At 62.5% G+C, this 21,372-nt stretch carries 17 protein-coding genes; all 17 read right to left on the reverse strand.

The window, feature by feature from the left end:
• Window position 1: 1 nt before the first annotated feature.
• Window positions 2-1,351, reverse strand: a complete 1,350-nt coding sequence (locus tag LPB072_RS21955; protein WP_082877166.1) for a bacteriohemerythrin — start codon at window positions 1,349-1,351, stop codon at window positions 2-4.
• 60 nt (window positions 1,352-1,411) lie between these two features.
• Entirely contained in the window at window positions 1,412-1,783 is a 372-nt protein-coding gene (locus LPB072_RS21960; RefSeq protein ID WP_231943343.1) for a hemerythrin domain-containing protein, read from the reverse strand.
• A 9-nt stretch (window positions 1,784-1,792) separates the two neighbouring features.
• Window positions 1,793-1,981, reverse strand: coding sequence for a hypothetical protein (locus LPB072_RS24000; protein ID WP_231943345.1), 189 nt, complete (start codon window positions 1,979-1,981; stop codon window positions 1,793-1,795).
• Window positions 1,982-1,983: 2 nt separating this feature from the next.
• The gene (locus LPB072_RS21965; RefSeq protein ID WP_066096096.1) at window positions 1,984-2,388 is read right to left on the reverse strand and encodes a ribonucleotide reductase subunit alpha; all 405 of its coding nucleotides are present in this window, start codon (window positions 2,386-2,388) and stop codon (window positions 1,984-1,986) included.
• Window positions 2,389-2,415: 27 nt separating this feature from the next.
• Entirely contained in the window at window positions 2,416-3,039 is a 624-nt protein-coding gene (locus LPB072_RS21970) for a nitroreductase family protein (protein WP_066096099.1), read from the reverse strand.
• A gap of 29 nt (window positions 3,040-3,068) precedes the next feature.
• Window positions 3,069-4,394 carry an NnrS family protein gene (locus tag LPB072_RS21975; protein ID WP_066096102.1) on the reverse strand — a complete coding sequence of 442 codons (1,326 nt, stop codon included), beginning with the start codon at window positions 4,392-4,394 and terminating at the stop codon, window positions 3,069-3,071.
• Window positions 4,391-6,853 carry an adenosylcobalamin-dependent ribonucleoside-diphosphate reductase gene (locus tag LPB072_RS21980; protein WP_066096284.1) on the reverse strand — a complete coding sequence of 821 codons (2,463 nt, stop codon included), beginning with the start codon at window positions 6,851-6,853 and terminating at the stop codon, window positions 4,391-4,393. The genes LPB072_RS21975 and LPB072_RS21980 overlap by 4 nt, the downstream gene beginning before the upstream one ends.
• Window positions 6,854-7,036: 183 nt before the next feature.
• A complete protein-coding gene (locus tag LPB072_RS21985; protein WP_066096104.1) occupies window positions 7,037-7,729 on the reverse strand; it encodes a carbonic anhydrase in 693 nt (230 codons plus the stop codon).
• Window positions 7,730-7,933: 204 nt separating this feature from the next.
• Entirely contained in the window at window positions 7,934-8,782 is an 849-nt protein-coding gene (locus tag LPB072_RS21990) for a peptidylprolyl isomerase (protein WP_066096107.1), read from the reverse strand.
• Between the two features lie 30 nt (window positions 8,783-8,812).
• A complete protein-coding gene (gene narI, locus LPB072_RS21995) occupies window positions 8,813-9,544 on the reverse strand; it encodes a respiratory nitrate reductase subunit gamma (RefSeq protein ID WP_066096110.1) in 732 nt (243 codons plus the stop codon).
• A 20-nt stretch (window positions 9,545-9,564) separates the two neighbouring features.
• Complete coding sequence (gene narJ / locus LPB072_RS22000; RefSeq protein WP_066096113.1) at window positions 9,565-10,248, reverse strand: nitrate reductase molybdenum cofactor assembly chaperone; 684 nt, start codon at window positions 10,246-10,248, stop codon at window positions 9,565-9,567.
• 11 nt (window positions 10,249-10,259) lie between these two features.
• A complete protein-coding gene (gene narH / locus LPB072_RS22005) occupies window positions 10,260-11,792 on the reverse strand; it encodes a nitrate reductase subunit beta (protein WP_066096116.1) in 1,533 nt (510 codons plus the stop codon).
• 23 nt (window positions 11,793-11,815) lie between these two features.
• A complete protein-coding gene (locus tag LPB072_RS22010; RefSeq protein ID WP_066096119.1) occupies window positions 11,816-15,622 on the reverse strand; it encodes a nitrate reductase subunit alpha in 3,807 nt (1,268 codons plus the stop codon).
• 37 nt (window positions 15,623-15,659) lie between these two features.
• Entirely contained in the window at window positions 15,660-17,288 is a 1,629-nt protein-coding gene (locus tag LPB072_RS24160) for an MFS transporter (protein ID WP_066096122.1), read from the reverse strand.
• A 21-nt stretch (window positions 17,289-17,309) separates the two neighbouring features.
• Window positions 17,310-18,578, reverse strand: coding sequence for an MFS transporter (locus LPB072_RS24165; RefSeq protein ID WP_066096126.1), 1,269 nt, complete (start codon window positions 18,576-18,578; stop codon window positions 17,310-17,312).
• Window positions 18,579-18,738: 160 nt separating this feature from the next.
• On the reverse strand, window positions 18,739-19,440 hold the full coding sequence (locus tag LPB072_RS22025) for a response regulator (protein ID WP_066096129.1): 702 nt from the start codon (window positions 19,438-19,440) through the stop codon (window positions 18,739-18,741).
• Complete coding sequence (locus tag LPB072_RS22030; protein WP_066096287.1) at window positions 19,437-21,356, reverse strand: type IV pili methyl-accepting chemotaxis transducer N-terminal domain-containing protein; 1,920 nt, start codon at window positions 21,354-21,356, stop codon at window positions 19,437-19,439. The genes LPB072_RS22025 and LPB072_RS22030 overlap by 4 nt, the downstream gene beginning before the upstream one ends.
• Window positions 21,357-21,372: the final 16 nt, after the last annotated feature.

Genomic DNA, 21,372 nt, shown 5'->3' on the forward strand with positions numbered 1-21,372 from the left:
CTCAAGGCCCGGACACGGTTTCTGGCCGCACATACACCTTGAGATCGCTCATTCCGCCGGCGCCCAGGAACCGCCGGATGCGCACAATGGTGTTGGCTTCCAGGGCGTTGTGAGCGGCCAGCAGCAACATGCCCTCCGGTGTGATGAGATCGCGGGTCAGGGTCATGCCTGGTTTGAGCATGGCGCTGGAGGTGACCACTTCGGGTTCGCCTGTACCGCCCGAACGGCCCAGCAGCGTGCTCAACGCATCGACGATCCGGGGGTCGTAACGTTCGCCCCGGCTGCCCTGGATCACGCTCAGCGCTTCATCCAGCGACAGGCGACGGGCAGTGATGGTGCCGTGTTGCAGCCCGTCAAAATCATTGGCCACGGCCACGATGCGCGCTTCCAGCGGAATGCGCTCAGCCTGCAACCCATCGGGATACCCTTTTCCGTCCCACCGCTCGTGGTGGTGGCGCACCACGAGCGAGGCGGCGTGAAGGTCGTCCAAGGCGATCAGGGCGGCCTCGCCATTGACGGCATGGGACCGGTACAGCGACAGCTCGTGGCCCGTCATTTGTGTGACGGGTTTGCCCATCAGCTCGTCGGAAAATCCAATCTTGCCCAGGTCGTGCAACAAGGCGCCAAGAAAAACCTGTTGCACGGTATCCCCGTCCAGCTTCAACAGCACCGCCAGCTTGCGCGCCAGATCGGCCACGCGCCGCGAATGTCCGGCGAGCATGCCGCCGCGCAACTCCATCAGGCTGGTGAAGGTGCGGATTCCGGTGAGGAAATTGCGCTTCAAGCGCTGATTGGACTGCGCCAGTTCTTCGGTGCGGACCTGCACCTGCCGCTCCAGATCCTGTGCCATGCCACTCATGGCATCGTAGAGATTGTGAAACGCTTCCAGCATCACCTTTTCGCCGACCCCCAACACAGAAGGCGACGCCAACGGGGATCCGGCTTGCTGGCTCAAGCGCAGCACCATGGTGCGATCGTCGCCAAGAATGTGGGTGATCAACCAGGCCGACAAAAAGCGGTGCAGCGCCTGGGCCTGGGTTTTTCCACCGTCCCAGCCTTCGGCAAAGCGGAGCACCTGCGCGAGAAAGCCGCCGTGGGTGGCATGGTGAGCGGTCAAAGCTTGCGGCGGCTGGCCGGCTTGCACCGACCACGCTTCTTCGGCAGAGAAATGGAGCGTCGCGTATTCTTTTAGACGCTCCAACACCGCCAGGCTTTCCTGCGGATCGTCGCCATTCATCACGGCATCGGCCAGCCGATTCGTCAGATCAACCAGCACCTTGTGCTGGCTGTCGATCAGCTCGACGCCTGTTTCAAACAGCTCACTCCAGACAAACACCTGCAATTGCGCCACGGGAGCACCTCCGATTGCTCCTTAGGAGCCGGCCCCGAGTGTAAACAAGCTGTTGGCCGACTACCTTACGCCACGGCGCGCCATCATGTCGAGGCTCATGGTTCTGAGGCTCTCTGGCGACAACTGGTTTTTGGCAACCGGATAGACAACACGGTCCTCGTCATCCAGATGCTGGCGGTACAGCCGCGCAAAATCATTCAGCGCCACTTTCTGCCAGACGTTGAGTCCCACAAACGGCGCTTCACTGTGTTCGGCCAAAGTGACCAGCACCGCCCGCGCGCTTTGCCAGGCCACCTCCATCTGGCGGTGATCCTGAATCAGTCGCAACACCAGAGCCTTCACTTCCGCATTGGCCCCGCACATCAGCGGTGGAAAGACATGGCGTTCTTCGTCTTCGTGGTGCAACGGCGCCGCAAGATCAAAATAGCGCATGATGTCCCGCTACGCCTGGCGTACCTGCTCGTCCAGCCCCTTGTCCTGCAGATGCTCTTGCAACCGGATGATCAGGCGCAGCATGCGCTCGACCCGTTCATGACAGGCGCTGAGCATGTCGAACGGCTCTTCGAAGCTGGCCGCCGGCGCAGACTGGCCGGGTTGTGATATCTGCATGAGCGGGACAGACGTGGCCATGGTCAACCCAGTTGAACGGCCTGACCCTGTGGGTCAAATGGAATGAAGGCAGCGATCTGGCCCTGTTTGATGGATTCGACCATGCGCTCAAGGGGCTGATCGGCGTCGGCGCTGGTGAGCACCTTGCCCGGTGCGCCAGACATCGCTGCAGCAAACACCATGCCCCAGGGTTTGCCGAACAGGGCCGCCTGCTCTTTCAGATCGGCGAAAGACGCCAGTTCGTCGGGCGCTTTGTCGACACACATTTGCGGCACCAAACTGCCCCCTTCACCCCGTTCAAATCCAGCACGCTGAGCCGGCGTTGCATCCTCGGGCAGTTCCACTGCGGCAAAGACAAACAGCAGGCGCTGGGGTTGAGACTGCGCACGGGCAGCGCTCAAGAGGTCGTCGAAATTGGAGATTTCCATGAAGAGTCCTTTATATACCTGAGCCAGTCAATCGATGTCGTTATTTGAGCCGAGCACGCTCAGGTAATCGGCCACGCTGGGTCGGCGGCGCGGCGTCCGCTGTGAGGCCACATGCCCCAGGCTCACAAAACACACCGCGTGTTCGCCGGTGGAAAGGCGCAGATGGTTGCGCAGGGTGGCGGATTTGAGCGCCTTCCCACTGGTGAGCGATGAGCCAAATCCCATGGCTGTGGCCATCAGCAGCACGTTCTGCACTGCGCAGCCCGCCGACAGCACGCGCTCGGCAAAATCAATGTCTGGATCGCCACAGGTCGCGTCAACGATCAGCAACAGCAAAGTCGGTGCCCGAAAGGCTTTCTCGCGGGCCGTGGCCTGTTGATCGGAGGTGGCGCCGGGGTCGCGTTCCAGCAGGGCCCCGGCAAACAGGTCGGCCAGTGCGGCGCGCTGCTCGCCCGGTACCGAGATAAAGCGCCAGGGCAACAACTGACCATGGTCGGGCGCTGCGCCCGCCGCTTGCAAAATCGTGTGCAACGCCGTGGCATCGGGACCGGGAGCGACCAACCGTTTGGGCAACACCGTGCGCCGCGCGTGAATCAGTTCGGCAGCCATGGCGGCACTGCCCGGTGTCACCGGCGATGAATCAAAAGTCATGAACGGGCTTCAAGCATGGCGGTGGCGCTTCATCCAGGGCGTCCATCGGCGCGCGGCCGCCCGAACCAGCCCATGAGCCGAATGCCCCAGACAGTGACCACCCCCGCCCACACCAGGGCTGCGGCCACCAGCACACCCGGCGGCGCTTGCGGCAAGGCACCGGCAATGCGCAACAGCACGGCCAGTTGCAGGGCCAGAAACAGCCCCCACACCAGGTTGTCGGCCACCAGCGGGCGCCCGCTGTGGCCACACGCCACACGCGTGACCATGGCCAGCAGCAAAGAGCCCAGACATCCCATGGTCAAGGCATGCAAGGCGCCCAGACCCAGGGCAGGAACCCCTGCCTGCAGCCCCAGCAACTCGGATGCCCCGGCGAGTACAAAACTCAAACCCAGCCAGACAAACCCCAGGTGCAGCATGGCCAGAAGGCGCACCTTCAGGCTCTGCACCAGCCCCCAGGCCACTCCCAGCCAGATCAAAACGCCACCGGCAGCCAACTCGGCCAGCCCCTGAAACAGCATCCAGCCACGGGGAGGCGATCCAGTGAAAACCGGCAACCAGACCGAGACCCACTCCAGTCCTGCCGCAGCCAGCATGGCCCACAACACCCAGAATGGGCGCCATGCATGAACCATGGGCACCGCACTGGATGTGAAAAACGGAATCATGCGGTGGGCCACCGCCAGGTAGGTGGGCACCACAAAGCCCCACAAGCCACTCAAAACGAAGGCCAGCGCAATGTCCACCGCGTCAAAGGCCGTGGCCGCGGCAATACCGACCACACTGAGCATGCCCACCCCAGCCGCCACAGCCACCACTTTGGCGTGCAAGCGGTCTGCCTGTGTGCTGGCACGAACCAGGCCCCAGAAGCGCCAGGTTTGCAGGCCCAGCCCGCAGGCTGCCAGCAAGACACCCGCCACCGCCAGACCACCATGGGTATGCGCCCCCGCCAGCCAGATCAGCCAGCCACCAGCCTGCAAACCGGAGCTGGTCAACAAATCGCGTGCTTCAGGCTTGGCCACGCCCAGCCAGTTGGGCCCCGCCGTGAAAAGAAAGCCCGAGAAGAACAAAGGGATGAAGCCCAGACTCATCAACGCCGCATGGGTGAGGGTGGGCGAAACGGCGTAACCTAGGCCCAGCCAGCCCGTGGCGCGGTCGAGCTGCACCAGCGCCCACCAAAGGCCTGAGGCAAGCAACAGGCCCATCGCAAGGAAAAAGCCCAGGCGGTGAGGTGCCAGCAGCAAATGGCGCAGGCGCCAGGGCTGGGGGGTCTGTGTTTTGTGGGGGCGTCCCGAAGCTGGCCGTGGCGTGTTGACACGCAGCGGGGGCCGCTTGGGAGCGCCCGCTTCACTCATCCACAGCTGCCCAGGTGGCCGCAGGAGGTGCAGTAATCGCAACCGTCTTTGCGGATCATGGCGTGCGCGCCGCACTCGGGACACTTCTTGCCTGCCATCACCGAGGTGGGCATGCCGGGCAGTTCGGGCTCAGCGCTGCCTGTTGTCGCCTGGGCCGTCGTTGCGCCCGCCTTCTCGTTGCGGCGCGCAATGATGTTTTGCAGCGCAAACGCGATGGCAGCCACTTCCGAGTCGTGCCACATGGGCACATGGGTGCCGTCGGCTTTCTGGTAGGTGCCCAGGCGCACCGGGCCACGGTCCCAGGCCACTTTGCGCATATCGCTCAGCGCGCGCTCGAGGAAACCACCGCGCGCGGCCAGCGACAGAATGCGCATGGTGGAGGTGATCCATTGCTGCGACTCGCCACTTTGGCCCACTGGCATGAAGAACTCGATGGCGCGGTCCACGGTGGCTTCGCCTTCGCCAGCAGGAACCGGCAGGAACGACACCACGATGTACAAGGTGTTGTGGCCCTCTTGGGTCCAGTATTCGATCTTGTCAGCGACGGCCGACAAGGCACCCTTGGGGCGGCTTTCGATCACGGTGCGCATCGGGTCCACAGAGGCCGCAGACGCGACGGGCACGTTGGCGGCCGCAACGGCGGCGGCATCGGTGGCGGCGCTGCCGGTGTCGAGCACCGAACCGAGAATGCTGTTGGGTCGGTAGGTGGCCATGCCCTTCAGGTGGGCCCGCCAGGCTTGCTGGTACAGGTTCTTGAAGTCGTCGAACGGGTAGTCGGCGGCCACGTTGACCGTCTTGGAAATCGCGGTGTCCACAAAAGGCTGCACGGCTTGCATCATGCCGATGTGCTCGTCTGCGGTCATGCCGAGCGCGTTGACGAAATACTCTGGCAGGTTGTTCACATCACCGCCGAGTTCGCGGTACAGGCGCCAGGCGTGGTCTTCCACGGCGTACTCGCTGGTGGTGCCATCGGACTCGCGCTTTTTGCGGCGGTACATCCAGGAGAACGGCGGCTCGATGCCGTTGGAGGCGTTGTCGGCAAAGGCCAGGCTCACTGTGCCCGTGGGGGCGATGGACAGCAGGTGGCTGTTGCGGATGCCGTGCTTGCGGATCTGGGCCTTGATGGCATCGGGCAAGCGGCTGGCGAAAGTGCCTTCAGCCAGGTAACCCTTGGCATCGAATTTGGGGAACTTGCCCTTTTCCTGGGCCAAGGCCACCGAAGCGGTGTACGCAGCGTTGCGCATGCGTTCGGCGATTCTGGCGGCCGTGACGCGGCCTTCTTCGCGGTCGTAACGCTGGCACAGCATGGCCAGCGCATTGCCCATGCCGGTGAAGCCCACGCCAATGCGGCGCTTGGCCGCGGACTCTTCGCGTTGCTGAGGCAGTGGCCAGAAGGTCACGTCGAGCACGTTGTCGAGCGCACGAACCTGTGTGGCCACGACTTTCTCGAACGATTCGAAATCAAACGAGGGCTCACCGCCGAAACCAAACGGGTTGCGCACGAAGCGGGTCAGGATCACCGGGCCCAGGTCGCAGCATCCATACGGCGGCAGCGGCTGTTCGCCACAGGGGTTGGTGGCCGAAATCGTCTCGCAGTAGTTGAGGTTGTTGTCGGTACCGATCTGGTCGAGGAACAGAATGCCCGGCTCGGCGAAGTCGTAGGCCGACTTCATGATGGTGTCCCACAGCTCGCGCACGGCGAGGGTCTGGTAGACCCACTGGCCATCGGCGCGCTGGTAGGCACCCTTTTCGATCAGCTTGGCACTCGGCTTGGCCTTGTGCACCAGCTCCCATGGCTGGTCCTGGCCCACGGCCTCCATGAAGGCATCGCTCACGCCGACCGACACGTTGAAGTTGTTCCAGCGGCCGGGCGTGCGCTTGGCGGTGATGAATTCCATCACATCCGGGTGGTCGATGCGCAACACCCCCATCTGGGCGCCACGGCGCGCACCGGCGCTCTCCACGGTCGAGCAGGACTGGTCAAACACATTGATGTAACTGCACGGGCCCGAGGCCATGGAGTGCGTGCCCTTCACCTCGGCGCCCTTGGGGCGGATACGGGAGAAGTCGTAGCCCACGCCGCCGCCGCGGCGCATGGTCTCGGCCGCTTCGCGCAGCGCTTCGTAAATGCCGGGGAAACCTTCGTCGTCAACGCCCTGGATGCAGTCGCCCACGGGCTGCACAAAACAGTTGATCAAGGTGGCCTGGATGTCGGTACCCGCAGCGCTCATGATGCGGCCCGCGCCGATGGCGCCGGCGTGCAGGTTGTCGAGGAACACCTGCTCCCACTTGGCGCGCTCCGCCTCGTTCTCCACGGAAGCGAGCGCTCGCGCCACGCGGCGGTAGAGGTCTTCCACACCGGTCTCGCCGGGCTTCAGATACTTCTCGGCCAGGACGTCCTGGCTGATCGGTTGGGTCTGTGTCAAATCCTGCGGACGCAGGTTGGAATCGCGTTTCATCGGGTGGGTTTCCTGGGGAGCCATAGAGGGGTGTGCGCGGGTCAAAAATCGGTTTCGAAGTGGACCGGCGAAGGCCTTAAGCCTACCTCATGAAACTGTCATTCGGGCCCAAAACGGGAACAAGTCAGCGACAAGAAGGGGCATTTTTATCCAAATTTGACCCGGGTAAATTCATGCAACCGCTCAAATCCCTTCAATCACTTGGCCATCGTGCTCTACATAGGGTTGGTAGGGCCCCGTGCCGCTGTGCGAGGCTACCGACGATGGCACAAAGGCACCTTGTTCTGCATCAAAAACGTGCACTTCGCCATCTTCAATCACGTAGTGCCAGCCGTGCAGGCTCAACTGCCCTGCCTCCACCGAACGCCGCACAAAGGGGTATTCCATCAGCCGCTCGAGTTGCAACACCACCGCACGCTGTTCTGTGCGGCACATCACCTCAGGCCCGGGCTGCACTGGCAGCAAGGCTTCTTCCACCAGTTTGAGCCAGGACTTGAGCGCAACCGCCTCTTCAGGGACCCCTTCATAAGCGGCCTTGATGGCCCCACAGTGGCTGTGCCCACAGATGATGATGCGCTCCACCTCGAGATTCAACACCGCGAACTCGATCGCCGCCGTGGTGCCATGCAGACCATGTGAGCCGTCGTACGGCGGCACAAAAGCACCCACGTTGCGCACCAGAAACAACTCCCCCGGCGCCGCCCCCGTCAACAAATACGGCACCAGCCGCGAATCGGAGCAGCCGATGAACAGCGTCTTGGGGTGCTGCCCATGGGCCACCAGATCCTGAAAGCGCTGCTGGTTGCGCGGGAAATAGTCCGAATGGAAATCCCGCAAGCGCAGCAAGAGATCGTCTTGTTCGGGAAGGGTCTTCATAACGAAATTCTCCGGTCGAGCCAAGGTGAATCAGGACAGCGACACCCCCAACCCAGGATGCCGCGGAACCGGCTTCGCCGGGCCGCCAGCACCGCCCCCTTGAGGGGGCTGAGGACAGCGGCGACAAGTCTGCCTGCGCAGACTTGGACGGGACGATGACGCGGCCTGCAAGGCACGCGCTGAAAGCGCGGCGCGGGGGTGGGTCTACTGGACCAGAGGTGAATCCGCTCCCTCCAGCTCGATCCCCTCGACCTTTGCATCACCCACCAGCACCAGCATGTACTGCCGCAGCGCGGTGGTGCGCGATTGCAACGTCAGCCGCGCTGAAATCTGCTCCCGCAATTCGGTGAACTCGGGCAAACGCCCTTTCCTGCGACCCAGCACCTCGATGATGTGCAGGCCAAAGCGCGTGTGCACCAGGCGGGGGTGCACACCCATGCCCCAGCGCGAATCGCTCTGGAAGAAGAGTTCGTTGGCCAGTTCGGGGGCACAGTCTTCCGGCGTGAGCCAGCCCAGATCGCCACCCTGGGTGCTCGACGGGCAGTTCGACAGCTCGCCGGCAAGTTTCTCGAAATGGCCTGGCGACACGTTCTTGCGGGTGAGTTCAAGCAGCGCCACTTCGGCGCGCTGCGACAGGGCGTGAACGTTCACGCCAGGTGTGACCGCAAACAGGATGTGGCGCACATGCAAGGCCTGGCCAACGATGAAGCGGTTTTTCTGCGCTTCGTAGTGCCGCTGGCATTCCGATTCGGTGGGCTCGGGCACCTCCACCGCCGACTCCACCATGGCTTCCATGATCTGGCGCTGTGCTTCGTCGGGTTCGCGGTAACTCAAGCCGCCATAACGCGGCAGCAAACCCGCCTTGACACCTTGCTGGCGCAGCAACTCGGTGTAAGCACGTTCGCGCAACACCTGCGGGTCCATCGTTTCGCCGGGCTCGTGCAGGGCAATGCCATTGACACTGGCCATCTGTGGTTGCGCCAGTCCGGCGCAGGCGCAGCTGTCGCTGCCGCAGCCTGTGGAAGAAGAGGAAGTCGTGGAAGTCGCATTCATGGCAAATCCTTTGGGTGAACTCGGCGGCAATCAGGCCGAGTGGTCGCGTTGGCTCAAGGGCGCGCGAGGGGTCATGCCCAGGCGGCGGCTGCGCACCACCTGGTAAGGACGGAACACGTAGGCCACGGTGCCAAAACCGCTCCAGACATGCACCAGGCGTGTGAAGGGGAAGATGAAGAAGATGCTCATGCCCAGGAACATGTGGGCCTTGAAGATCGGGTTCATGTCGAGCATCAGTTCGGCCGCGCCGCCACGGAAGGTGACGATGCGTTGCGCCCACTCGGCAAGCACCAGCATCACGGAGCCGTCCAGGTGTTGCCCGGACAGCGGCACCGTGGCCAGGCCCAGCGCGAACTGCAACCACAGCAGCCACAGCAAGACGATGTCACTCATCTTGGAGTTGGCGCGGATGCGGTCATCGCTCAGGCGGCGGTGCAACAGCAGCGTGACGCCAATGAAGCCCAGCACACCAAAGATGCCGCCCGAAATCATGGCCAACAGCTGCTTGTTGCCTGCGCTCAAAAAGGCTTCGTAGACAAAGTGCGGCGTGAGCATGCCGAAGGTGTGACCGAAGAACAGGAAGAGGATGCCGATGTGGAACAGGTTGCTGCCCCAGCGCAATTGCCCGTGGCGCAGCAATTGCGATGAGTCGCTCTTCCAGGTGTACTGATCGCGATCGAATCGCATCAGACTGCCGAGCAGGAACACGGCCAGGGCGATGTAGGGATACACGCCAAAAACGAGGTGATTGAGGTAGGTCATGGTGGGGTCTCCGTGTCCGTTCAGGCGGTCGCGCGTTCTGCTGCGCCAGCCGGTTTCTTGCGAACAATATGAATCGGCTGGGCCTCGCCGGGGCTGGCCTGGCCCTTGGTGCTGCAGCCGTCAAACGCTTCGGGCTCGGCCCAGGCGTCGTCGATGGCCTCGTCGGCCTGGATGGCCACGGCCTGGGCTTTCTGGCCAGCCAGCTCCAGCACCGCCGCCACCACCGCTGCGTAAGCGCTTTCGCGTTTGAGCAGGGCGCTGAAGATGGCGTTGAGGATGTGGGCCATTTCGCCCAGGAAGGCTTTGGCCAGCGCGGGCGGCTGTGTGGAAGCGAATTCCAGCACCACACACAGGTGATCGGGCAACTCGTCAGGGCCGAGGAAGAGGCCGGCCTTCTCATAGGTTTGCACCAGGTCGACCATGGCCGGACCACGGTCGCGCGAATCGCCGTGCACGTGTTCAAACAGGTGCAGTGAAGTGGAGCGGCCGCGATCGAAGGTTTCGACATAGCGGGCTTCCACTTCCAGCGGATCGAGACGCACCAGCTCGGCGGCCAGTGCGCGCAACTCGGCGCGGCGGTTGGCAGGCACCACCGCCTCGTCATCGATGGCGGCAATCAGTGGCGCCAGATCGGCGCGCAAATTGGCATCGGGATAGGCCAGCAAACGGGCCAGGGCGCGCAGGGAATAACGGGTGTCTTTCATGGCGAGCTCCTTCAGACCACTGATTGAATCGGAATCGTGCGGCGCTTCTCGCCCCCGAACAAACTCGCTTCGCTGGCGCCGTCGGAACAACCATTGCCAAACGTGAAGCCGCAGCCGCCACGCATGTCGAAGGTGTTTTCGGCGTACTCACGGTGCGAGGTCGGAATCACGAAGCGGTCTTCGTAGTTGGCGATGGCCATGACCTGGTACATCTCTTCCACCTGCGCCACGGTCAAGCCCGTCTGCTCCAGCACGGCGAGGTTTTGCACACCGTCCACGTGCTTGCCGCGCTGGTAAGCGCGCATGGCCAGCATGCGTTCCAGTGCGCGCACCACGGGGCCGGTATCGCCTGCGGTCAGCAGGTTGGCCAGGTACTGCACGGGAATGCGCATCTGCGACACATCGGGCAACTCGCCGTTGGCCGTGATGTGGCCAGCGTTCACCGCCGAGGTGATGGGCGACAGCGGCGGCACATACCAGACCATGGGCAGGGTGCGGTACTCGGGGTGCAGCGGCAAGGCCACTTTCCACTCCATCGCCATCTTGTAGACCGGGCTGTTTTGCGCGCCGGTGATCCAGGCGTCGGGGATGCCGTCGATGCGGGCCTGCTCAATGACTTTCGGGTCGTTGGGGTTGAGGAAGATGTCCAGCTGTGCCTGGTACAGGTCTTTCTCATCGGGCACGCTGGCTGCTTCCAGAATGCGGTCTGCGTCGTACAGCACCACGCCTAGGTAGCGGATGCGGCCCACGCAGGTCTCGGAGCACACGGTGGGCTGACCGGCTTCGATGCGCGGGTAGCAGAAGATGCACTTCTCCGCCTTGCCACTCTGCCAGTTGTAATAGATCTTCTTGTAAGGGCAGCCGCTCACGCACATGCGCCAGCCGCGGCACTTGTCCTGGTCGATCAACACGATGCCGTCGTCTTCGCGCTTGTAGATCGAACCCGATGGGCAAGAAGCCACACAAGCGGGATTCAGGCAGTGCTCGCACAAACGCGGCAAGTACATCATGAAGGTGTTTTCAAACTGGCCCACCATGTCGCGCTGGGCCTGTTCGAAGTTCGCCAGGTTGGCGTCCTTGCTGCGCTTGCTGAATTCGCCGCCGAGAATTTCTTCCCAGTTCGGACCCCATTCGATCTTCTCCATGCGCTTGCCGGTGATCAGGGAACGCGGGCGCGCGGTGGGCGGTGCCTTGGTTTCCTTGGCCGACTGCAGGTGGTCGTAGTCAAAGGTGAAGGGTTCGTAGTAGTCGTCGATCTGCGGCATGTTGGGGTTGCTGAAGATCTTCATCAACAGCGACCACTTGCCACCCTGCTTGGGCTGAATCGAACCGTCGGCCTTGCGAACCCAGCCACCGTTCCACTTGTCCTGGTTTTCCCAGTCTTTGGGGTAACCGATGCCGGGCTTGGTCTCAACGTTGTTGAACCAGGCGTATTCCATGCCGGGGCGGCTGGTCCAGACGTTTTTGCAGGTCACCGAGCAGGTGTGGCAGCCGATGCACTTGTCCAGGTTCAGCACCATGGCGATTTGAGCGCGGATTTTCATGTTGTTTCTCCTTGTCTTTCAGCTCATGCCTGAACGGTATCGGTGCCTTGGCCGTCGTGCCAGTCGATCTTGCGCATCTTGCGCACGATGACAAACTCGTCGCGGTTGGTGCCGATGGTTCCGTAGTAGTTGAAGCCGTAGCTGAACTGCGCGTAGCCGCCGATCATGTGCGTGGGCTTGGTGACGATGCGGGTCACCGAGTTGTGGATACCGCCGCGTGTTCCCGTGATCTCGGCACCGGGGGTGTTGATGATCTTTTCCTGCGCGTGGTACATCATGACCATGCCGTTCTTGACCCGCTGGCTCACCACCGCACGTGCCGCAATGGCGCCGTTGGTGTTGAACAGCTCGACCCAGTCGTTGTCCACGATGCCGGCGCTCTTGGCGTCGTCTTCGCTCAACCAGATCACCGGGCCGCCCCGGTTCAGCGTGAGCATCATCAGGTTGTCGGTGTAGGTCGAGTGAATGCCCCACTTCTGGTGTGGCGTGATGAAGTTGAGCGAGATCTCCTTGTTGCCGTTGGGCTTGCGGTCGATCATTTCGTCCACCGTCTTCAGGTCGACCGGTGGGCGGTAGCTCGTCATGCCTTCACCGAACGCGATCATCCAGGGGTGATCGAGGTAGAAGTGCTGGCGACCGGTGAGGGTGCGCCATGGGATCAGTTCATGCACGTTGGTGTAGCCGGCGTTGTAGCTGACGGTCTCGCTCTCGATGCCGCTCCAGGTGGGCGAGCTGATGATCTTGCGTGGCTGGGCCTGGATATCGCGGAAGCGGATCTTTTCGTCTTCGCGGTGCAGGGCCAGATGAACGTGGTCGCGGCCGGTGATCTTGCTCAGCGCATCCCAGGCCTTCACAGCCACGTGGCCGTTGGTCTCGGGGGCGAGTTGCAACACCACTTCACAGGCATCGATATCGGTGTCAATGGACGCCATGCCCTTGGTAACGCCTTCGTCCAGCACTTTGCCGTTGAGCTCCATGAGCTGCTTCACTTCGTCTTCGGTGTTCCAGGCAATGCCTTTGCCACCGTTGCCCACCTTCTGCATCAATGGGCCCAGGGCCGTGAAGCGCTTGAAGGTGTTGGGGTAGTCGCGCTCGACCACCATGATCTGTGGCGCCGTCTTGCCAGGAACGAGTTCACATTCGCCCTTGGTCCACTCCTGCACGCCAAAAGGCTGCGCCAGTTCACCGGGGGTGTCGTGCATCATGGGCGTCAGCACCACTTCTTTTTCCACGCCCAGGTGGCCGACGCAGACTTCGCTGTAGGCCTTGGCGAAGCCTTTGTAGATTTCCCAGTCGCTGCGGCTCTGCCAGGCGGGGTCCACCGCGGTGGACAGCGGGTGGATGAAGGGGTGCATGTCGCTGGTGTTCAGATCGTTTTTCTCGTACCAGGTGGCCGTGGGCAACACGATGTCGGAGTACAGGCAGGTCGTGCTCATGCGGAAGTCGAGCGTGATCAGCAGATCGAGCTTGCCTTCGGGCGCCTTGTCGTGCCATTTCACTTCGGTGGGCTTGGCCTCTTCGGGGCCCAGGTCTTTGCCCTGCACGCCGTGGGTCGTGCCCAGGAGGTGCTTCAAGAAATACTCGTGGCCCTTGCCACTGGAACCCAGCAGGTTGGAGCGCCACACAAACAGGTTGCGCGGCCAGTTGTTGGGGTGGTCCGGGTCCTCGCAGCTCATGGCGAGCGTGCCGTCTTTCAGTGCCTTGACCGCATAGTCTTTGGGGTCCATGCCCGCGGCCTGCGCGTCTTTCACCACTTGCAAGGGGTTGGTCTGCAACTGGGGCGCGCTGGGCAACCAGCCCATGCGCTCGGCGCGCACGTTGTAGTCGATCAGGCTGCCACCGAACTTGGCCTTGTCGGCCAGCGGCGAGAGGATTTCTTCCACGCCGAGCTTTTCGTAGCGCCACTGATCGGTGTGGGCGTAGAAGAAGCTGGTGGCGTTCATCTGCCGCGGTGGACGGATCCAGTCGAGCGCAAACGCGAGCGCGGTCCAGCCGGTCTGGGGGCGCAGCTTTTCCTGCCCCACATAGTGGGCCCAGCCGCCACCGCTCTTGCCGATACAGCCGCACATCATCAGCATGTTGATGATGCCGCGGTAGTTCATGTCGCTGTGGTACCAGTGGTTCATGGCCGCACCGATGATGACCATGGACTTGCCCTTGGTCTTGTCGGCGTTGTCGGCGAACTGGCGCGCCACGGCGATCACCTGGTCGCGTTTGACACCGGTGATTTTTTCCTGCCAGGCAGGGGTGTAAGGGGTGTCGTCGTCGAAGCTGGTTGCGGCGTTTTCGCCCGGCAGACCTCGGCCAACGCCATAGTTGGCCACGGTCAGGTCGAACACGGTGGCGACCAGCATGGTGCGCTCTTCGCCTTCCTTGCCCAGCTTGATGCGGCGCACCGGCACCTGGCGCACGATCACATCGCCCACCGCGCCGGCCTGTTTGTTGGCATCGAAGTTGGGCGTGTCAATGCCGCCGAAATACGGGAAGCCCACATCGCCCACGTCGTATTCGCTGCCCTCGCCTTCCATCAGGCTGAGCTTGAGCTTCACTTCGCTGTCGTGGCGCGCTTCCTTGTTCTCCAGGTTCCACTTACCGGTGTCCGAACGGCCTTCGGCGCCCCAGCGGAAGCCGATGGAGCCGTTGGGCAGAACCACCTTGTCCTGCGTGTCGAACGCCAGGGTTTTCCAGTCGGCGTTGTTGTCCTGGCCGAGGTTGCCGTTGAAGTCGCTGGCGCGCAGGTAGCGGCCGGGCACCACCACCGTGCGGCCATCGGGCAGGGTGCGCTCTTCGAGCTGCACCAGCATGGGCATGTCGGTGAAACGGCGCACGTAGTCGTCGAAGTAGCTGCTGCGCTGCTTGCCACCTTCGGGGAAGTAGAACTCCTTCAGGATGACGTGGCCCATGGCCATGGCGATGGCGGCGTCCGTGCCCTGCTTGGGGTGCATCCACAGATCGCAAAGCTTGCTGATCTCGGCGTAGTCGGGCGTGATCGCCACCGTCTTGGCGCCCTTGTAGCGCACCTCGGTCAGGAAATGGGCGTCGGGGGTGCGCGTTTGCGGCACGTTGGAGCCCCACGCAATGATGTAGGTGGAGTTGTACCAGTCGGCCGACTCGGGCACGTCGGTTTGTTCGCCCCACACCTGTGGGCTGGCGGGTGGCAGATCGCAGTACCAGTCGTAGAAGCTCAGCGGCACGCCACCGATCAGGCCCAGGTAGCGGGCGCCCGCGGCGTAGCTCACCATGGACATGGCGGGAATCGGCGAGAAACCGATCACACGGTCCGGGCCGTATTTCTTCGCGGTGTAAACGTTGGCGCTGGCGATCAGCTGGTTGATCTCGTCCCATGTGCTGCGCACCATGCCGCCCAGGCCACGTTGCTGCTGCCACTCTTTGCGCGCCGATTCGTTTTCAACAATGCTGGCCCAGGCGTCGACCGGGCTCTTGGACACAGCCAGGGCTGCGCGCCAATGGTTGAGCAGGCGCGCACGGATCATGGGGTACTTCACGCGGTTGGCGGAGTACAGGTACCAGGAGTAGGAAGCACCACGGGCGCAGCCGCGCGGCTCGTGGTTGGGCAGATCAGGACGCGTACGCGGGTAGTCGGTCTGCTGGGTTTCCCAGGTGACGATGCCGCCCTTGACATAAATCTTCCACGAGCAGGAGCCCGTGCAGTTGACGCCGTGAGTGGAGCGCACGATCTTGTCGTGGGCCCAGCGGTTGCGGTAGGCATCTTCCCAGGTGCGGTCTTCACCGGTGACGGTGCCGTGGCCTTCGGAGAAGCTTTCCGTGGGGGCAGAGAAGTGGTTGAGGCGGTCGAGGAAGTGGCTCATGTGAGGTCTCCGTAAAAAGGGGTCAAGGCATTCACGTTCAAGGGTTCTTGATCTCTGCGCCGGCGCGCAGATAGAACCACCAGTTCAGGATCAGGCACAGGGCGTAAAACACGGCGAAGCCGTACATCGCCATCTGGGGTGTGCCCAGCTTGATTTGCTGACCAATCACCACCGGAGCGATGAAAGCGCCATAAGCGGCGACGGCCGAGGTCCACCCCAGCACGGGGCCCGCTTGCTGGCGATCGAAAATGACGCCGATGCTGCGGAAGGTCGATCCATTGCCAATGCCGCTGGCGGCAAACAACACCATGAACAGCGCAAGGAAGATGAAGAAATATTGCTCGGGCGTGGCCGAGTGGTAAGCCAGTTGCATCACATAGCCCACCGCCACCCCGGCGACGGCCATCACCGCGCAGACCCATTGCGTGACGATGGAACCACCGACCTTGTCGGAGATCCAGCCACCCACCGGGCGGATGGCTGCGCCCACAAAGGGACCGATCCAGGCGTAGGCCAGAACAGCCGGGCCATTCGGGTTGACCAGCGTGTGCTGCATGACACCGCTGGCGTCGGGCACGTGGCTGATGCCGAAAATCACCTTCATCGACAGTGGCAGCGCCATCGAAAATCCGATGAAGGAGCCGAAGGTCACGATGTACAGGATGGTCAGCGACCAGGTGTGCTTGTTGCTGAAGATCGCGAACTGCTTGGCCACGTTGTCCTTCATCGCACCAAACGCGGTGAGCTTCATCACCATCAAGGTGCTGATGATGATCAGCGGCATGGCGAGCCACATGTTCAACACACCCAGGCCGCTGGGAGCGGGCAGGTACAGGTAAAGGCCCACGCCTGCGGGAATGAACGACAGGGTGTACAGCCAGACAATTTTCAGAAAGGCGGGGATCGTGCCGCCGATGTTCGGCGAGACGGTCGTGAGGTTGTTCATGCCGAACCAGCACAGGATGGACAACGGCACCAGCGACAGCACCCAGGCAAAGCCTGCGTTCTGGATCCAGGTGAGCGTGCCGGCCGGAATGGCGCCGAAGATCCAGCCGCTTTCCTTCTGCAAGGTCATCGCCTCACCACCAAGCGAACCGAGCAAAGGCACGGTCATCACCAGCGGGATCACGACCTGCATCGTGGTCACGCCGAAGTTGCCCAGGCCTGCGTTCAGTCCCAGGCCGGTGCCTTGCAGACGCTTGGGGAAAAACGACGAGATGTTGGACATCGACGAGGCGAAGTTGCCACCGCCTACGCCACACCACAGGGCCATCAGCTGAAACGACCACAGCGGCCACCCGGGGTGCTGCAGCACGATGCCGGTGCCAATGGCTGGCGCCAGCAGCATGGCCGTGGTGAGAAAGATGGTGTTGCGCCCGCCCGAGAGGCGGATCAGGAACGAGGCAGGGATGCGCATCGTGGCACCCGCCAGGCCCGCGATCGCGGTCAGGGTGAACAGCTCGGCCTGGCTGAAGGGGTAGCCCAGGTTCATCATCTGCACGGTGATGATGCCCCACATGCCCCAGACGGCGAAGCCGCAGAGCAAGGCGGGAATCGAAATCCAGAGGTTGCGGTAGGCAATCTTCTTGCCGGTGCTTTCCCAGAACTGTTCGTCTTCGGGACGCCAGTCCTGGATGTCGGCACCGGTGTGGGTCTTGGTGTTCATGTTGTGTCCTGGCCTTGAGGCTCAGTTTTGGAGAGAAAGGGATTTGGACGAATCGCCCATGGGGCTGGCTTTGCGCACCTCGGTCCAGTACATCCAGATCAACGAGACCCAGACCACGCCGTACATCAGCATGAAAGCACTGGAGCGGATGCCGGTGAGGTCCATCAGCACGCCGAAAAGAATGGGCAGGATGAAGCCGCCCAGACCACCGGCCAGGCCAACGATGCCGCTGATGGCGCCGATGTTTTTCGGGTAGTCGTCGGCGATGTACTTGAAGACACTGGCCTTGCCGAAAGCGAAGGCGATGCCGAGCACGAACATCAGCACCGTGAACGTGTAAACATTCAGGCCGAGATGGAAAGTCGTGGGTCCATTGACCGTCATGATGGTGAAATCGGTCTGTGGGTAGGACAACAGGAAGAGCGCAATCCAGCTCACCCACATGACCCACCAGGTCACGCTGTGGGCTCCCCACTTGTCCGACATGGCGCCACCCACGGCGCGCAGCACACCCCCGGGCAAGGAAAACGCGGCGGCCAGCATCGCGGCCACGCGGATGTCGAGCCCGTACTCACCCACGTAGTACTGCACCATCCACAGCGAGAGGGCCACGTAACCACCGAACACGATGCTGTAGTACTGGCAGTACTTGAGCACGCGGGGGTCTTTCAAAGCCTTGAGCTGGTCGGTGAACTTGGTGTGGGAGGGCACCAGGTGGGCGGGATCCTGGTGGCTGAACATCCAGAAAACGATCACGGTGCCGAGCATGATGGCCGCGTAGACCTTGGGCACCATGGTCCAGCCGAAGGCCACCAGAATGGCCGGGGCCACGAATTTGTTGAGGGCTGCGCCCGCATTGCCGGCGCCAAAGATGCCCATGGCCAGGCCTTGGCGGTTCTTGGGAAACCAGCGGGCGACATAAGGCGTACCCACCGAGAACGATCCGCCCGCCAGGCCAAGCACCAGACCGATGGTCAGGAAGTGCCAGAACTGGGTCGCGTAAGCCATCAACCAGATCGCTGGAACCGTGGTGGCCAACAGGGCGGTCATCACCATACGGCCGCCGTATTTGTCGGTCCAGATACCCAGAGGCACGCGCACCAGCGAACCCGACAGCACCGGCATGGCCATCAGCAGGCCAAATTCGGTGGCGTTCAAACCCAGGGTTTTTTTCAGGGGAATGCCAACAACGGCAAACATCATCCACACCATGAAGCACACGGTGAAGGCCAGGGTGCTGACGATCAGCACCGACCAGGCATTTTTTTGGTTTCTCAGTTCAGAGGCCATGTTCTTTCTCCAGAAGACATGCAGCGACTGTCCTCTGTTCAAGTGGTCTTGAACATCCACCGAAGGGCGCAATTGGCCTGTCGAAAGAACTATGACCGGGACTCGGGTCATCGTTCTGTCGAACTATCCGGCCACCTATGGGCGACCGACTTGATCTAGATCAAGTCATGCCCTGTGAAGTGGCGTATACCGCCGCCTGCACCCGAGAGCTCAGCCCCAGTTTGCGCAAGATGTGCTGCACATGGATCTTCACCGTGGTCTCGGCGATGTTGAGCGCGCGGGCAATCAGCTTGTTGCTGTCGCCGTTCGCGATCAGCAGGAGAATTTCACGTTCGCGGGGCGAAAGCGAAGCCAGCATTGCGGTACAAGGCGCCGCCTCGGGTGCCATCGCCTGAGGGACCGACGCCGCCTGGGCCGGGCGGGTTCGAAAGACCGAAACCAGCTTGGTCATCATCTCGGGGCTGATGACGGATTCACCATCGAGCACCTTGATGATGGCGTCGCACAGCTGCTCCGACTCCACGGTTTTGAGCAGGTAGCCATCGGCTCCAGCCTGCAGGGCCCTGGAAAGGTCGTTTTCGTTCTCGCTCACGGTGAGCATCAGGATGCGCGCCTGCGCGGCCGCTTCCTTGAGCGAAGGAATGGCGTCCACCCCGTGCACGCCAGGCAAATGGTTGTCGAGCAGGATCAGGTCCGGCTGACACAACGCCAGGCGGCGCAGCGCTTCACCCACATCGCCCGCTTCGCCACACACTTCAAATCGTTCGTCCTGCTCCAGCAGCGCTCGCAAGCCGCGGCGAAACAGGTTGTGGTCATCCACCAGCAAGATCTGGATACGGGGCAGTGGCGCAGCGTCGTTCATGGGTGCAGAGCAAGGGTCGGGTTGGTGGCGTTGCCGGGCGCTTTCAGAGCGGCCACCGGGTGGGGGGGCAGCGTCAGGGTCAGGGTGGTGCCCTGGCCGGGCGCGGTGGTCAGGCCCACATGGGCACCAACGCGCTCAGCCCGCTCACGCATGATTTTGCGCCCAACATGGGTTTCGTCTATGACAGTGGTGGCGTCAAAGCCCTGGCCATCGTCGCGCAGTGTGAAACGCCAGGTTTCTCCTTTGTTCACGGTCAGCACCACCCGTGTGGCTTGAGCGTGTTTGCGCACGTTGGACAGCGCCTCCTGCAGCACATGCAACACCTGCACCTGCACATCTGCCGGCAAGGGCAAACCCTCTCCCAACACGTCAAGTCGGGTGGCCAAACCGGTCTGGTGCTTGAATTTCTGCAGGGTTTCGCTCAGCGCAGCTTCGATGTCTTCGGCGTTGGTTCGGGTGCGAAAGTGCACCAGCAACTCGCGCACGTCACCGATGCTCTCGCGCAGGCCTTCGTCCAGCTCATCCAGTGTGGTCATCACCTTGTCCTGCTGACCCTTGCTCACCGCGCTGCGCAGCAACTGCGCCTGGATCTTCAGGAAAGCGAGGGACTGGGCAATCGAATCGTGCAGTTCGCGCGCGAGCAGCGAGCGCTCTTCACCCACCGCCGCCTCGCGCTCCAGCGCAGCCGCGCGCAGCCCCTCCAGAGAGCTCGCCAGATGGCTGGCCAGGGCGTCAAGCAGCTCCACCTCATCGGCGTTGAGCAAAACCTCGCTGCGAAAGAACAGGTCGACCTCTCCGATCAGGCGGTCCTGCAGTCGAACCGGAACGCTCACCAGGCTTTCGTAGCCAGCTCTGGCGCACCGCTGCATGGGGGCGGCCTCCACGTTCATGATGGGGATCACCCGCGTGCGCGCGTCGGCCTTCAGGTTGCCGCAGGCGCAAGCCCCCGCGATCAGGCTGCGCTCGTCATCCTGCATTTCGGTCGGGAAACAATCGGTGGCGAGCATCAGGTAGCGCTGGTTCGCATCGTCCGACCAGCGCACCGCCACCGCGTCGGCCTTCATCACCACCCGCACCCGGCTTGAGAAGCCTTTGGACAATTCTTCGATGGACGTGGCCCTGGCCAGAAAAGCGCTCACTTCGTACAGCGCTTCCAGCCGGGAACGCTGAGCCTCGATGCGCTGGGTCTTGCTGTGCACCTTGGCTTCCAGCCCGGTGTAGAGGGATTGCAAGGTTGAGGCCATTCGGTTGAAGCCGGCGGCCACCTGCCCGAATTCGTCGTGCGAGTCCACCTCCACCCGCGTGCCAAAGTCAGCCGCTTCAATGCGCTCCAGACCCCGTTTGAGTTGCCCCAGCGGGTTGATCACATACATGTAGCCGGTGTAGAGCATGACCACGGCGCCCAGAATGGCCAGCGCCATCATCACCATTTGAAACAGGTTCAGGATGGCCGTGTAACCCGAGAGCTGCTGTTCAATGGTCAGGACGAAGCGGTTGGTGGCGGCCACAAACTCACCTGCCACGCGTTGTGTTTCCACCGGGTCCAGCCGCCCCCGCTGCAGCCAGTCGCCGCGCTCGGCGCGCCAGAGGTTTTCGATCACGGTGAATTCCCGCCGCGAATTCACATCCCAGGGTACAAACAGGGGCCGCGCAGGATCGCCCTTGCGCAGCACCGCCAGGCTCTGGTCAAACTCGGTCACCAGGGCGGTGATCTGATCCGGCGGCGACAAGGCCTGCACCGCACTGGCCAGTCGCCAGGTTTGCATGCGCATGCGCCCAGCCTCATTGACCGCCGCGGCACCGCCTTCCAGCTGCCAGGTGACCCACAGCGTGAGCCCGATGGACGCCAGGGCGAGCAGCAGCAAAGCCGCGCCGATGCGCATGAGTTTGGTGGAAAGGGAGGCGGTCGCCAACATGGCGATAGGGTAGTGG

Source organism: Hydrogenophaga crassostreae (assembly GCF_001761385.1).
Taxonomy (GTDB): Bacteria; Pseudomonadota; Gammaproteobacteria; order Burkholderiales; family Burkholderiaceae_C; genus Hydrogenophaga; species Hydrogenophaga crassostreae.